Genomic DNA, 13,408 nt, shown 5'->3' on the forward strand with positions numbered 1-13,408 from the left:
TGAACGAGAATCCGCTACTGCCCTCCGCACCATGCGTGCGATAGTCAAGGCCTGTCCTGAGCGGGGAGTCAAGTTCCACGCTTCGTATGCTGAGCCGCATGTTTCCGCGGACAAAGTGAAGATTCAGGTCGCCGCAGCCTCGGTTTGTGGAACTGACCGGGCCCTCTACGAGTACTCACCCATGGCGCAGGCGTTCAATCTCAAAATGCCGGTTGTTCTGGGCCATGAGTGCGCCGGCACCGTCATCGAAGTTGGTTCAGCTGTCGAGTCGCTCAAGGTGGGGGACCGGGTTGCCCTGGAATCCCATGTTGCCTGCTGGGATTGCTATCCCTGTCGAAACGGTGACGCCCACAATTGCCTGAACATGGAACTACTCGGGCTTCATCTCGATGGTGGTTTTGCCGAGCGGCTTGTTGCGCCGGCCACGGCATGTTTTAAATTGCCGGCGGACTTTCCGTTGGAACAGGGCGCCCTTCTCGAGCCGGCGGGGGTCGCCATGCACGCCATTCAACGGTCCAGGGTTGAGCTTTCCGGGGCTGACGTTGTGATAAGCGGTGGTGGTCCAGTCGGCCTGTTTATTGCTGCAATTGCCCGGGCCTTGGGTGCCAGCCGAGTGGTCGTCGTGGAACCCAATGCCTACCGGCAGGGTGTTATCGAAGCACTGGGAGCAATAGCGTTATCTCCCGACGATGATGTCATCAGTGTTTGCCGGGGGCTCTCGGGGGAGAAGTCCGGTTTTGATGTGGCCTTCGAAGCTTCTGGCGTGCCGGCCGCACTGCCGCCGCTGCTGGAAGCGGTCCGCCGGGAGGCGACGGTTGTGACCGTCGGAATCCCCGGTAAGCCAATCGAGATCGACGTCGCGGCGTACCTAATCAAGAAGGGTCTGACTCTCACGGGCAGCTTCGGGCGGTCCCTTTGGCAAACCTGGGATCGAATTGCTGCGCTCGTGGCGAATGACGAACTAGACCTCTCCAAATTCATTACCCACCGTCTTCCCCTGTCGGCTTTCGAGGAAGCCATCGAGCTTCTCTCCCAAGACGCCTGCAAGGTGCTGCTGGTTCCTGGCCTTCCCGACCGCCGCCAATAACGACGGGCTGACGGGCGCCGACGAGAGGTTCGCGAGGGCCGGCGTGGCATGGCCGCGCCCTTTGCATCCGATGTCCGTTTTGATTGTTGGCCGCCTGGAGGGCGCCGTCGCGATCCGTCACGCAGGTCTTTATAGAACCGACGACGGCGCCACCCGAGGTCCCGACGTTCGTCGAGTGATCTTCGAGCGTGCCTGCTATTTAGCCCGAGCTGACCTTGGGGTCGGCTGCGCATGGTGAGCCCACGGGCCTAAGTAGCAGGCGAGGATCTTTCTGCTTTGCCTATCAAAGGAAAGAGAATTGGTATTTCTCTTCGGAACAATCTCTCACTAACCTTTTTCAAGGCGGCACCAAACCCAGAGCCCCCTCAACGAAGAGAGGTCATGATGAAAACAAACACCACCCCGATAGATCTGAGCGTTGAAGCTCGGGTCTTCCGCAAAGTGACCCTGAAGGTCCTTCCAATCCTCATGCTTGGCATGTTCATTGCCTACATCGATCGAGCCAACCTTGGGGTGATCGCAGGGCCCCTGTCCAAAGATTTGGGCCTTACAGCAGCGACATTCGGCCTTGCCGCGGGTTTCTTCTACATCGGTTACTTGCTGTTCGAGATCCCCTCGAACATGTTCCTTGCGAAGGTAGGGGCGCGCATTTGGCTGGCCCGCATCATGATCACCTGGGGCCTGGTGACGATGGGTATGGCGTTCATGCAGGACGAAGTCAGCCTTCACATCATGCGGTTCCTTCTCGGACTTGCGGAAGCCGGCTACTCGCCGGGGACCGCGCTCTTCCTGGCGCTTTGGTGCCCAGCCCGGCTGCTGCCCAAGGCGATGTCCTGGCTGAACCTCGCTGTTCCGGTCGCCTTGGCGGTGGGCTCCGTCGTGACCTCGTCGATCATGCTCATGAACGGCGTAGCTGGCCTTGCCGGATGGCGTTGGGTATTCCTGATTGAAGGTGTTCCGGCAATTATCCTTGCAGTTGTCATCTTCTTTGCTCTGCCCTCCACCCCGGCGAAGGCGGCCTGGCTCGATGACGAGGAAAAGGCGTACCTGGCGGAGAATGTCACCCAGCGCTCGGGCTCCGGAGCACACGAACTGAAGCAGCTTCCCGCCGCGCTCCGCCGGCCGTCGCTGTGGGCTTTCGCCATCACCTACTTCTTTATCCTGATCGGCTTCTGGTCGATCACGTACTTCCTTCCGACGATCGTCAAAGAGCAGTTCCACTTGGACGTCGTCGGGTCCGGCTACGTCTCGGCGATCCCGTGGGCATTCTCCGCCATCGTCATGTTTGTCATCGTCCGCAGCATCTCCCGAACCGGCGAACGGCGCTGGCACCTCACCCTGCCCATGGTTGCCGCAGCACTCGGACTCCTCATTGGCGTGCTCTCCGGAAACCCGTTCCTGTCACTTATCGGTATCAGCATCGCCGCTGCGGGCTTCTTCGCGACTCTGTCCACCTTCCAGGCGACCGTTGCCCAGGTGTATGCCGGGGCCCTCGCCGCAGTGTCCATCGCGCTCGTCAACTCTGTCGGAAACGTCAGCGGCCTCGTAGGCCCTTACATTCAGGGTTGGCTCACTGACCTCACCGGCTCAAGCTCCGCCGGCCTTCTGGTGATGTCGGGCTTCTTCGGCCTCGCTGCAGTGTTCGTCTACATCCTCATCGGGTGGGCTGACCGGAAGACTGGCGGGCTCCGTGGGACTACCAGTCTCGAAACAGATGTTGCCGGGGCACACGCCCGGGGATGACCTCCACCAAAGCCACACCAAAGGATGAGCAAAATTTTGTTACTTCAACCAGCCACTCAAACAACACCCGCGGGTGAGCGTGCAGTTGCACCACGAATCGTCGAAGTACGGACCGTCCCGTACGCGATTCCTTACCGCAAGCCCCTGCGTTTTGCCAGCGGATCGATTGATGTAGCGGACAATGTGCTTGTGGAAGTGGTCACCAGCGATGGTGTGGTCGGGTTTGCCGAAGCCCCTCCGCGGCCTTACACCTATGGTGAGACGCAGGCATCGATTGTCGCCGTTATCGAGAAGATTTTCGCCCCTGCCATCATCGGGCTCTCCATCCTCGACCGCGAGGCGGTGCGGTCGCGCCTGGCTCGAACGGTAGGAAATCCCACTGCCAAAGCCGCCATCGACATGGCAATGTGGGACGCCTGGGGCAAGACGATCGGCACGTCGGTACATCGCCTTCTTGGAGGCTTCGCTGATGGCTTGCAGGTCAGCCACATGCTGGGGTTCGATGATCCGGACACAGTTGCCGCCGAGGCTGTCGAGCTAAGGGAGACGTTGGGCATTTCGAGTTTCAAGATCAAGGTCGGACGGCGCCCCGTCCACCTGGACGTGGAAGTGTGCAAGGCAGTCCGGGAAGCCCTTGGCCCTGACGCGGAACTGTACATCGATGGGAATCGGGGTTGGACGGCGGCGGAATCGGCCGGGGCACTTCGGGATCTCGAAGCTGTGGGACTAAGTCGCGTGGAAGAGCTCTGCCCCGCCGACGATGTGTTGAGCAGGCGCTGGCTTGTTTCCCAATGTCCTGTGCCGTTCGTCGCGGACGAAAGTGCGCCCACGCCGGCTGACGTTACCCGCGAAATCCTTGCAGGAGCAGCGACCGCTGTGAGCATCAAGACCGCCCGAACAGGGTTCTCAGGTTCGCTGCGCGTTTCCCACCTTGCCGAAGGGCTGGGCCTCGAAGCGGTCATCGGCAACCAGATCGATGCGCAAGTCGGAACCGTTTGTTCCCTCGTCTTCGGTGCGTCCCAGGAAATTACCTCGCGTTCGGCAGCTGAACTGTCCAACTACCTGGACATGGCCGATGATCTGCTGGATCAGCCGCTCATTGTTGAGAATGGATACATGCGCGTTCCTGAGGGCCCCGGCCTCGGCATCCAGCTCGACCCGGAGAAAGTGGCCCGCTATCGGGTCGACCTCTGACTCCGGTCACTCTTGTCCGCAATAACCAACCCATCACATCAAAGGAAAAGTCAATGGCATACCTCCGCCTCCACCACGTGAATGTCACTTCAGACAACATGTCGATCCTGACGGACTTTTACGGAAAGGCGCTGGGGCTGAACCAGCTCCCCTCGCCCAAGATGATCGCCACGTCCAAAAATGCAGACAACGACATCGACGGCGATGCCGAGTGGGATACAGCCGCCAAGTTCTACGAAGCCGGCGACCCCAACGAACTGCAGATCCACGCCACCCAGCGCCAGCCGTACCTCGCAGCCCAGGAGGGACACTCGGTCAACCCGCTCATCGGAGGACACTTTGCGTTCCGGACCGATGACATCGAGGCCATCAAGGCACGCCTCACCGAGAACAACATCCCGTTCGACGACTGGGGCGTCTGGTCCGTCGAAGGCTGGCACCAGATCTTCCTCACTGACCCCGCCGGCAACATGATCGAGATCCACCAGGTCATGACGGACGGCGAAGCCTAATCACCCGATGACCACTCATCAAGCTTCACGCCGTTCCCCGGCCGGGGAATTTCCCCGGTATTACCAGCTGTTTGATCGCCCCGACCGGCTGCGGGGAACGGCCTGGGGCCTGTGGGGCCCGGCCGACCAGCTGGGCACCCTGAACCACCTCACACCGGCCCGTGTCCTTGAAGCCCGTGAGAGTATTTTGACGGGCGAAGTCATACCGCTCAACCTGCCGTTGACGGAATTCGAGCCGCCCATCATTGCCCACCGCGGTTCGATTCAACACACTGTGTTCGGCCTCAACGATTTCCACCGCGACGACCGGATCGACAATCTGTTCCTTCAGGCGTCGACGCAAATTGACGGGTTGCGACACTTCGGGCATCCGGACCACGGCTTCTACAATGACGCGGATCCCAACGGGCTGGTGGCGGGAAAACCCGGCCTCGGAATACAGGCCGTGGCCGAACGGGGGATCGCCGGCCGTGGCCTGCTCATCGACGTCGGTGCCTACCGGGACGCGGTCGGCCGCCCGATCGACCAGGCCACCAACGAACAAATTCCGGTGGCTGATCTGGATTCAACGCTTGAATGGCAGGGGAGCACCATCCGGCCGGGCGACATCATCATGATCCGCACAGGATGGCTCAAACACATCCGGGCGGACGCCAACCGCTCGGACGGCGCCCTCCGCTCGCCGGGCCTAAGCCAAACCGAAGAATCGGCCGCGTGGCTTTGGGACCATCAAGTAGCGGTGGCGGCGTCCGACAACATCGCGCTCGAAGCCTGGCCGGCAACGGATTCCAAACTCACCGTCCAGGCGGAACTATCAGGTGCGATGCCTGCCTCCAGCCACACGGGGATGCTGCACCGTATCCTGATCCCGTTGCTTGGGCTGAGCATTGGCGAGCTTTGGGCGCTCGATGAGCTGGCAGCTGCCTGCGCCGCCCGACGCCGATATGACGTCTTCCTCACGGCCCAGCCGCTGAACCTGCTGGGCGGAGTTGGCAGCCCGGCCAACGCAATGGCGATCCTCTAAACATGAATCTTCAGGAGTAATTGACGTGAATGACCACGAATCCGGGACAGCTGAAGCTGTCCTCATAACCGGCGGTGCGTCCGGCATCGGCCTCACCTGTGCCCGCCAGGCTGCGGCCCGGGGCGCACGCGTAGCTATTGTCGACGTGAACCCGTCAGCCGCGGCAGATGCAGTGGCGACGTTGGACGGAGAAGGTCATGTCGCCGTGGCCGCTGATGTCACGGACGCTGGGGCCATGCGCCGCGCAGCCGACGAATTCGCGGCAGGTGGCGGACTGACCGGGGTTGTGGCCGCTGCCGGGATAGTCAGCCGGTCGGCGCTGCTGGACATCGATGCTGCCGAATTCCGGCGGGTACTCGACATCAATGTCATCGGAGTCCAGAACACGATCTCGGCCGCAGGGCCCCACCTTCTACGCGCAGGCCGGCTCGGGTCGGTGGTCGTCCTTGGCAGCGCCGCAGCTTTCACAGGAGGCGGGCTCATGGGTAACGGTGCGTACGCCACCTCAAAGGCCGCGCTCATCGGCTTGGTACGCGGATACGCCCGTGAGCTCGCGCCCCATCAGGTGCGCGTGAACATGGTTGCTCCCGGGGCGACTGAAACACCGATGACTGATGTTTTGAACGATGCAGATCGCGAGCGAATCGCCGGGATGTCCCTCCTCGGAAGGCTTTCCAAGCCTGAGGAGATTGCCTCAGCCATCGCGTTTCTCCTGGCGCCGGGCAACGGCACAATTACCGGACAAGTGCTCCACGTCAACGGCGGCGTGGTCTTCGGCTGAAACGCCACTTCCGGGCTGAAAGCGCCGGATGTTCCTGAGGCCGGGCTGCCCGCGAATCAGCCCGGCCTTTGGAGTCTCCTTTTTAGAGCTACAACCTCATCACTTTCGACCGATTGCCCAAGGAGGCAGCAATGACTGGTCAAACAAGGTCCTTTCGAACCTCAGACGGCGCACAACTGGTTTACGATGACTTCGGCTCCGGTCCGGCGGTGTTACTTGTTCACGGATTCACCTGCCAGGCGGCACACTGGGCCTTCCAGCGCCAGGCTTTGGTCGCCGCAGGTTACAGGACAATTGCGCTCGACCTTAGGTTCCACGGCCGCTCAGACTTCCCGGGCAGCGGTCAACGTGTCTCCCGCCTGGGCAAGGACGTCGGGGAATTGCTCGAGCATCTGGAGCTTGGCGAGGTAGCCCTCGTTGGGCATTCCTTGGGCGTCTCCGTCTGTCTCGCATATTTCGACCTGTACGGAACGGACCGCGTTCGCGCGTTCGTAGCAATCGATCAGTCGCCAAAAATCGTTAACGACGAATCGTGGGCCTGGGGTGTCCGGTCCGTCGAATGGGCCAATGTGTGGGATTCCGTTAACGGGCGCTTTCAATGGGGCAATCCGGCACTTGAGCCTCCAGCGCCGCCCCACGTAGCGCAACTCTTTTCCGAGGTGGGCGGCCTCACGCAATTTCCCGATGGCGCTGTACTTCCGCTCCTGGTGGATCACTTCACAGCAGACTGGCGGGACGTTGCACCGACCCTGAATGTTCCGTCCTGGGTAGCCACGGGCCGCTTCTCGCCGTCTTTCCCGCTTGAAGGCATGCAGTGGCTGGCAGATACCATGCCCAAATCTTCCCTTTCCGTTTTCGAAAACAGCGGGCACTGCCCCCATTGGAACGAGCCGGAAGAGTTCAACCGCGAGCTGCTCACCTTCTTGAGGGCAGCCCTGTAAAACGGTGTGGTTCCCCGGCAGGAATACGTTCCTGCCGGGGGCACTAAAACTTTTCGGTAGTGATGGAACCCAGGAAGTTCTTTAAGTCATCGGCCATGTCCACGGACTCGTTGTCCAGCAACCACTGCACCTGCAGCCCGTCCATGAGTGCCACCAGTTGCCGTGCGGCTGCCCCGGGCGTTACCCCGTGCCGCAACTTACCCTGCCGTTCCAAATCTGAGAAGGCCTGCCCACCAACTTCCCGCACCCAGTCGTAACGTCGCTGGAAGTACTCGTGGGCGGGGTGTGTGGGGTCTGTTGATTCGGCCGACAACACACAATGCAAGGCAACAAGTCCCGGCACAGTGGTGTTGTTGTGCACGAGCCGAACAATGCCATTCAGCGTTTCCATGCCGTTGTCGGTGACGATTCCGGCAGCCGCCCACGAGTCTTCATCACGAAGGGTCAGGACGGCCTCGAGAAGGGCCTCTTTGCTGGGGAAATGGTGGAGGAGGCCCGTCTTCGTCAGACCGATCTTGTCAGCGATGTCCTGGATCGATCCTGCCCGATAGCCGGCCGTGGAAAAAACCTCGAAGGCAGCCGTCAGGATTTCCTGCCGGCGTGCTTCTGTCTTGGCGTAGGTTCCGCGCGGCCGGCCGCGCCGCGGTTCCCGTGCGGCGGCAGTGGTCGCTGTTTCAGTCATCTTGAAACTCTAACAACCTTGGACAAGGCACGCCGGGGCGGGCGTCAACAGCTGTGCGGCGCGTCACATTTGGCGAAAAATCGATAGCGGCAGCGAAAACATACCGCATGGTCTGTTTTCATGTTACGGTCTCTTTCAATGGCTGTCCATGGTGGACGCCACTGACCGTGAAAGGGACCAATGATGTTCCGACCTACACGCATGGCCGCACTTGCTGCCGCCGTTGCCCTGAGCCTCACCGGCTGCGGTGGAGGGGGGGAAAGCTCTGCGGAGCACTCCTCGCAAACGCTCACGCTGGGCACCCTCATGGCGCCGAAATCTTTTGCTGCTGCCGACTCCGACTTTGCGAACGTTTCGCCCTTCTACCAGGCCGTGTATGACACCCTGCTCCGCATGGAACCTGGCGGAAAGCTGGTACCCATGCTGGCAACCGAGTGGAAGTACAATGACGACAAAACCGTCCTGACCCTGAAGCTCCGCGACGACGTCAAATTCACCGACGGCACCCCCTTCAACGCGGACGCAGCCAAACAGAACCTGGAGCGATTCAAGGCCGGAACGTCGGCAGACGCCCAGTTCCTGGCAGCACTCAAGACAGCCACTGCTGTGGACAGCACGACCCTGGAACTGGCCCTCTCGGCCCCAGACCCCGCATTCCTCGGCTACCTGTCCAAGGATGCATCGTTCATGCAGAGCCCGGCATCCTTCGGGAACGCGGACATCGCCACCAAACCTGTCGGATCCGGCCCCTACATCCTGGATACCGCAGCCACAGTCACCGGGACCTCATACTCGTACAAGAGCAATCCTGACTACTGGAACAAAGGCCTGGTCCATTACGACAACATGGTGCTGAACGTCTACCCGGAACAGACGTCACTCCTCAATGCCGTCAAGGCCGGAACGCTCAACGGTTCCCTCATTGACATTTCGATGATCCAGGAGGCCGAAGCGGCGGGCTACAAGAACAACACCTTCGAGGGCAACTGGACTGGACTGATCTTGTTCGACCGCGCCGGCAAGACCAACGCCGCCCTCAAGGACGTCCGGGTCCGGCAGGCGTTGAACTACGCCTTCGACACAAAGGCGCTGCTGGATGCTGTCAACCAAGGCCGCGGAACAACCACGACCCAGGTCTTCCCGCCGTCCTCGGACGCTTACGACGCTTCCCTGGACTCCCGCTATGCCTATGACCCTGCCAAGGCCAAAAAGCTTCTGGCCGACGCGGGCTACGCGAACGGCTTCACGCTGCAAATGCCGTCCACACCGCTCGTCAACAGCTCAATCTTCACCTTGATCACCCAGCAGCTCAAGGAAGTGGGAGTCACAGTGGAGACGGTCGACGCCGGCAACAACTTCATTGCCGATCTCCTGGCAGCAAAGTACGCCGCGAGCTACATGATCCTGGAGCAACAGTCGGACTGGCAGCTCATCAACATGAAGATTGCCCCGAATTCAGCGTGGAATCCCTACAAGTATGAGGACCCGACGGTTGACGGCTTGATCAACAAGATCCACCTGGGTTCCGGGGACGAGCAGAAGTCGGCAGCAAAGGAACTGAACAAGTACATCGTGGAGCAGGCTTGGTTTGCCCCCTGGTACCGTCCGCAGAACAGTTTCGTAACTGACGCGAAGACCAAGGTCGAACTCCAGACCGGCAACGTTTACCCCTACATCTGGTCGTTCACACCCGCTTCGTAGCGGAGGGTTGCCGGTCCGGCGACATTGCCCGGGCCGGCAACCTCAGCAACGTTTTCAAAGGATTTTCGAATGTACCGATTCGTGCTGAAGCGCCTGGTTTCCGGCGTCCTCCTGCTGTTCGTCATCACCACGGTCGCCTACCTGCTGCTGTACTCAGGCAGCGGCGACATCGCCCGCCGCATCGTGGGCCCCACCGCCACGGACGCCCAAGTTGCCATGAAGGCAAGCCAGCTGGGTCTCGACCGTCCCCTCGTTGTCCAGTACTGGGACTGGATTACCGGAGCCGTCACCGGCGACCTCGGCCGCTCCTGGTTCAATGGCCAGCTCGTCAGCACCGGTGTCAGCAGCAGGGTTTGGGTCACGCTTTCCCTCGTCCTCGGCGCCACCATCGTCGCTGCGTTTATCTCGGTAGTCGTGGCTGTTTGGGCAGCAGTCCGCCGCGGCTGGATCGACCGCGTAGTCCAGTTCGTGGGTGTCCTCGGCTTCGCTATCCCCGGGTTCCTGATCGCGCTGGGTCTGGTCTCCCTGTTCGCGCTCAACCTCAAGTGGTTCAAGGCCACAGGGTATGTGCCCATTACGACGTCGTTCGGCGGCTGGGCGACGACGGTCACCTTGCCGATCATCGCCCTCTCCATCGGATGCGTCGCCGCCGTGGTGCAGCAGATCCGCGGTTCACTGATTGATGCGCTCCGCAAGGACTACGTTCGCACGCTGCGCGCCCGCGGATTGTCCTTCAACCGCGTTGTCTATAAGCACGTGCTGCGCAACGCGGGCGGACCGGCCTTGGCTGTACTTGCCGTTCAGTTCATTGGACTGCTGGGGGGCGCCGTCATCGTGGAACAGATCTTTGCCCTGCCCGGCCTCGGGCAGATCACGGTCGCCGCCACCGGCCAGGGTGACATCCCGGTCGTGATGGGAGTCGTGCTTGCAACCGCTGCCATCGTGGTGACCGTCAACCTCATCATCGACCTGGCCCAGGGCTGGCTCAATCCGAAAGTTCGGCTGTCATGATCGACGCTCCTCCCGCACTGCCCGTCACGGCAGCCAAGATTTCCCTCTTCCGCAAGCTCGTAACACACCCGACAGGTGCGGCATCGCTGCTTGTCCTGTTCCTGGTGGCACTGGCCTCCCTCCTGGCCCCAGTGCTGGCAACGCACGATCCCAACGAGGCCACCCTCAAGGATGTGCTGGCCAAGGCCGGATCCGGGCATCTACTGGGGGCCGACAGCGCCGGACGCGATGTCTTCAGCCGCCTGCTCTTCGCCGGCCAGTTCAGCCTCGCCGGCGCCGTGGTGGCTCTCGCCGTGGCGCTGGTCATCGGCGTCACGGCTGGGCTCATCGCCGGGTACTACGGCGGCTGGTTCGATGCGGTCTCCTCATGGCTCACCGGACTGTTGATGGCCCTGCCGGGAATGGTGGTCCTGCTGGCGGCCCGCGCAGTAGTTGGCCCCTCCATGTGGTTGTCCATGATGATCTTCGGTGTGCTGCTGTCGCCGGCTTTCTTCCGGCTTGTCTATGCGTCCGTTACCGCAGTCCGCAACGAACTTTATGTGGACGCGGCACGGGTTTCCGGCTTAAGCGACTTCAGGATCATCGGCCGCCACATCCTCACCGTGGTCCGGGCACCGGTCATCATCCAGTCAGCCATGGTCTTGGGCATCGCCATCGCCATCCAGGCCGGACTGGAATTCCTGGGGCTGGGCGATCGGAGCATCCCCACTTGGGGCAGCATGCTCAACGACGGCTTCATCAACATCTTCAAAGCACCCGCGCTGGTGCTGTGGCCGGCCCTGGTCATCGGTCTTGTCTGCATCGCCCTGACGTTGCTGGCCAACGCCATGCGCGACGAGCTGGAGCGCAGCAGCGGTCCGGTGAAGAAGGGCCGCAAGGCCGCGGCAGCGACTGCAGCAGCCGACGCCGAAGGTGCCGCCGGGAAGCGCGGGGACGCCGCCGTCGTCCATCCCGAAGAGCCGGGCACAGACACGGGCGAATTGCTGCTGGAAGTCACGGACCTCGGAGTCGGCTACGACCAGCCCGACGGGTCCACCACCCACGTGGTGAACCACGTGGGCCTGACAGTCCGGCGCGGTGAGGTGCACGGCCTGGTCGGCGAATCTGGTTCCGGCAAGACACAGACTGCGTTCTCCATCCTCCGGCTCCTGCCCCAGGACGGGCGCATCACAGGTGGTTCCATTTTCTTTGAGGGCAAGGATCTGGCGCACCTCTCCGAGAAGGAGATGACCAAGGTACGCGGGAAGCGCATCGCGTACATCCCGCAGGAACCCATGTCCAACCTGGACGGCGCGTTCACCATCGGCAGCCAGTTAATGGAACCCATGCGGGTGTGCCTGGGCATCTCCAAGGCTGAAGCCCGCAAACGTGCCCTGGTGCTGCTGGCGAAGGTGGGCATCCCCAACCCGGAACGGACCTTCAACTCCTACCCGCACCAGATCTCCGGCGGCATGGCCCAGCGCGTCCTGATCGCCGGCGCCGTGTCCTGCAATCCGGACCTGCTGATCGCCGACGAACCCACCACCGCCCTGGACGTCACGGTGCAGGCCGAAGTGCTGAACCTGCTTCGCGAGCTCCAGGATGAACTGAACATGGGCGTCATCCTGGTGACCCACAACTTCGGGGTGGTTGCCGACCTCTGCGATCGCGTCTCCGTGATGCAGACCGGCCGCGTCGTGGAAACCGGTCCTGTCCGGGCAATCTTCAACGATGCCCAGCACCCGTACACCCGCCAGCTGCTAGACGCGATCCTCGAAGACACCGCCCCCCGCGGGCAGTACATCCCGGCCACCGGCACAGCGCAGTTAGCCAAGCCCCAGGAATTGAAAGGAGTGACGTCATGACCGACACCCTGCTCGACGTCAAGGACGTCGTCGTCGAATATCCGCTCAAGGGCTTCCGGAAGGAACCGTTCAAGGCGCTCAAGGGCGTCTCCCTTGACATCCGGCCGGGTGAGACTGTGGGCCTCGTAGGGGAGTCCGGCTCGGGCAAGACCACCTTGGGCCGCGCCGTGTTGGGGCTGGCGCCCGTTACCGGCGGCAGCATCAAATACCGCGGCGAGGAGATCTCCAAGGCCCCCCGCGCCCAGCGCAAGGAACTCAGCAACGAGATCCAGGTGGTTTTCCAGGACCCGTACACATCGCTGAACCCCTCCATGACCATCGAGCAGATCCTCACCGAACCGCTCACCGTCCGCAAAGTGGACCGCAAGGCGGCCAACCAGCGCGTGGCCGAACTGCTGGACCAGGTCCGGCTGCCGCACGGCGCCGCGCACCGGCTGCCGCGGGAATTCTCCGGCGGACAGCGCCAGCGCGTCGCCATCGCCAGGGCCCTCGCCCTGGATCCAAAGCTCATCGTCTGCGACGAGCCCGTGTCCGCCCTGGACCTCTCCACGCAGGCCCGCGTCATGGAACTCTTCATCGAGATCCAGGAACTCACCGGTGTCGCCTACCTCTTCGTCTCCCACGACCTCGCCGTGGTGCGGCACCTCAGCCACCGCGTTGCCGTGATGTACCACGGCGAGATCGTCGAATGGGGCGACGGCGATCAGGTCACCGGAGCACCTGAACACCCCTACACGCAGCGGCTGTTCATGGCCGCTCCGATTCCCGATCCCGACCGGCAGGCCAAACACCGGGCCGACAGAGTACGCCTCCTGGAACTCCAGCACCAGCAGGACCTCCAGGCCGGCGTAGCCTGAAAAACAGCAAGAACATCAACGCAAGAACAGC

At 61.9% G+C, this 13,408-nt stretch carries 12 protein-coding genes; 11 read left to right on the forward strand and 1 reads right to left on the reverse strand.

Annotated features, from left to right (window positions below; translation table 11 throughout):
* The first annotated feature begins 31 nt into the window (after window positions 1-31).
* From VIK36_RS09360 to VIK36_RS09390, 7 genes are all read left to right on the forward strand, one after another.
* The gene (locus VIK36_RS09360) at window positions 32-1,087 is read left to right on the forward strand and encodes a zinc-dependent alcohol dehydrogenase (RefSeq protein WP_324644914.1); all 1,056 of its coding nucleotides are present in this window, start codon (window positions 32-34) and stop codon (window positions 1,085-1,087) included.
* A 381-nt stretch (window positions 1,088-1,468) separates the two neighbouring features.
* Window positions 1,469-2,830: an MFS transporter gene (locus tag VIK36_RS09365; protein WP_255175267.1), complete on the forward strand. Its 1,362-nt coding sequence runs from the start codon at window positions 1,469-1,471 to the stop codon at window positions 2,828-2,830.
* Between the two features lie 24 nt (window positions 2,831-2,854).
* Entirely contained in the window at window positions 2,855-4,024 is a 1,170-nt protein-coding gene (locus tag VIK36_RS09370) for a mandelate racemase/muconate lactonizing enzyme family protein (protein ID WP_255175268.1), read from the forward strand.
* Window positions 4,025-4,077: 53 nt separating this feature from the next.
* The gene (locus tag VIK36_RS09375) at window positions 4,078-4,536 is read left to right on the forward strand and encodes a VOC family protein (RefSeq protein WP_255175269.1); all 459 of its coding nucleotides are present in this window, start codon (window positions 4,078-4,080) and stop codon (window positions 4,534-4,536) included.
* 7 nt (window positions 4,537-4,543) lie between these two features.
* Window positions 4,544-5,560, forward strand: a complete 1,017-nt coding sequence (locus VIK36_RS09380; RefSeq protein ID WP_324644915.1) for a cyclase family protein — start codon at window positions 4,544-4,546, stop codon at window positions 5,558-5,560.
* A gap of 25 nt (window positions 5,561-5,585) precedes the next feature.
* Window positions 5,586-6,341, forward strand: coding sequence for an SDR family NAD(P)-dependent oxidoreductase (locus tag VIK36_RS09385; protein WP_324644916.1), 756 nt, complete (start codon window positions 5,586-5,588; stop codon window positions 6,339-6,341).
* 131 nt (window positions 6,342-6,472) lie between these two features.
* On the forward strand, window positions 6,473-7,282 hold the full coding sequence (locus VIK36_RS09390; RefSeq protein ID WP_324644918.1) for an alpha/beta hydrolase: 810 nt from the start codon (window positions 6,473-6,475) through the stop codon (window positions 7,280-7,282).
* A 43-nt stretch (window positions 7,283-7,325) separates the two neighbouring features.
* Here the strand turns inward: VIK36_RS09390 and VIK36_RS09395 are convergent, their stop codons facing one another.
* Window positions 7,326-7,964, reverse strand: coding sequence for a TetR/AcrR family transcriptional regulator (locus VIK36_RS09395; RefSeq protein ID WP_324644919.1), 639 nt, complete (start codon window positions 7,962-7,964; stop codon window positions 7,326-7,328).
* 201 nt (window positions 7,965-8,165) lie between these two features.
* Between VIK36_RS09395 and VIK36_RS09400 the strand changes: the two genes are divergently transcribed.
* The 4 genes from VIK36_RS09400 (at window position 8,166) to VIK36_RS09415 (ending at window position 13,377) form a co-directional block, all read left to right on the forward strand.
* The gene (locus VIK36_RS09400; protein ID WP_255175275.1) at window positions 8,166-9,665 is read left to right on the forward strand and encodes an ABC transporter substrate-binding protein; all 1,500 of its coding nucleotides are present in this window, start codon (window positions 8,166-8,168) and stop codon (window positions 9,663-9,665) included.
* 69 nt (window positions 9,666-9,734) lie between these two features.
* The gene (locus VIK36_RS09405; RefSeq protein ID WP_324644920.1) at window positions 9,735-10,676 is read left to right on the forward strand and encodes an ABC transporter permease; all 942 of its coding nucleotides are present in this window, start codon (window positions 9,735-9,737) and stop codon (window positions 10,674-10,676) included.
* Window positions 10,673-12,520: a dipeptide/oligopeptide/nickel ABC transporter permease/ATP-binding protein gene (locus tag VIK36_RS09410; RefSeq protein WP_324644922.1), complete on the forward strand. Its 1,848-nt coding sequence runs from the start codon at window positions 10,673-10,675 to the stop codon at window positions 12,518-12,520. The genes VIK36_RS09405 and VIK36_RS09410 overlap by 4 nt, the downstream gene beginning before the upstream one ends.
* Window positions 12,517-13,377 (forward strand): ATP-binding cassette domain-containing protein, encoded by an 861-nt coding sequence (locus VIK36_RS09415; RefSeq protein ID WP_255175279.1) that lies wholly within the window; start codon window positions 12,517-12,519, stop codon window positions 13,375-13,377. Before VIK36_RS09410 ends, VIK36_RS09415 begins: the two co-directional genes overlap by 4 nt.
* Window positions 13,378-13,408: the final 31 nt, after the last annotated feature.

Source organism: Pseudarthrobacter sp. LT1 (assembly GCF_035621795.1).
In the GTDB taxonomy this organism is placed as follows: Bacteria; Actinomycetota; Actinomycetes; order Actinomycetales; family Micrococcaceae; genus Arthrobacter.

What these genes read in the sequence shown, in the direction of transcription:
- VIK36_RS09415 (WP_255175279.1), top strand. Translation starts at nt 12,517, where the DNA reads ATGACCGACACCCTGCTCGACGTCAAGGACGTCGTCGTCGAATATCCG.
- VIK36_RS09390 (WP_324644918.1), top strand. Translation starts at nt 6,473, where the DNA reads ATGACTGGTCAAACAAGGTCCTTTCGAACCTCAGACGGCGCACAACTG.
- VIK36_RS09405 (WP_324644920.1), top strand. Translation starts at nt 9,735, where the DNA reads ATGTACCGATTCGTGCTGAAGCGCCTGGTTTCCGGCGTCCTCCTGCTG.
- VIK36_RS09380 (WP_324644915.1), top strand. Translation starts at nt 4,544, where the DNA reads ATGACCACTCATCAAGCTTCACGCCGTTCCCCGGCCGGGGAATTTCCC.
- VIK36_RS09410 (WP_324644922.1), top strand. Translation starts at nt 10,673, where the DNA reads ATGATCGACGCTCCTCCCGCACTGCCCGTCACGGCAGCCAAGATTTCC.
- VIK36_RS09370 (WP_255175268.1), top strand. Translation starts at nt 2,855, where the DNA reads ATGAGCAAAATTTTGTTACTTCAACCAGCCACTCAAACAACACCCGCG.
- VIK36_RS09395 (WP_324644919.1), bottom strand. Translation starts at nt 7,964, where the DNA reads ATGACTGAAACAGCGACCACTGCCGCCGCACGGGAACCGCGGCGCGGC.
- VIK36_RS09375 (WP_255175269.1), top strand. Translation starts at nt 4,078, where the DNA reads ATGGCATACCTCCGCCTCCACCACGTGAATGTCACTTCAGACAACATG.
- VIK36_RS09360 (WP_324644914.1), top strand. Translation starts at nt 32, where the DNA reads ATGCGTGCGATAGTCAAGGCCTGTCCTGAGCGGGGAGTCAAGTTCCAC.
- VIK36_RS09365 (WP_255175267.1), top strand. Translation starts at nt 1,469, where the DNA reads ATGATGAAAACAAACACCACCCCGATAGATCTGAGCGTTGAAGCTCGG.
- VIK36_RS09400 (WP_255175275.1), top strand. Translation starts at nt 8,166, where the DNA reads ATGGCCGCACTTGCTGCCGCCGTTGCCCTGAGCCTCACCGGCTGCGGT.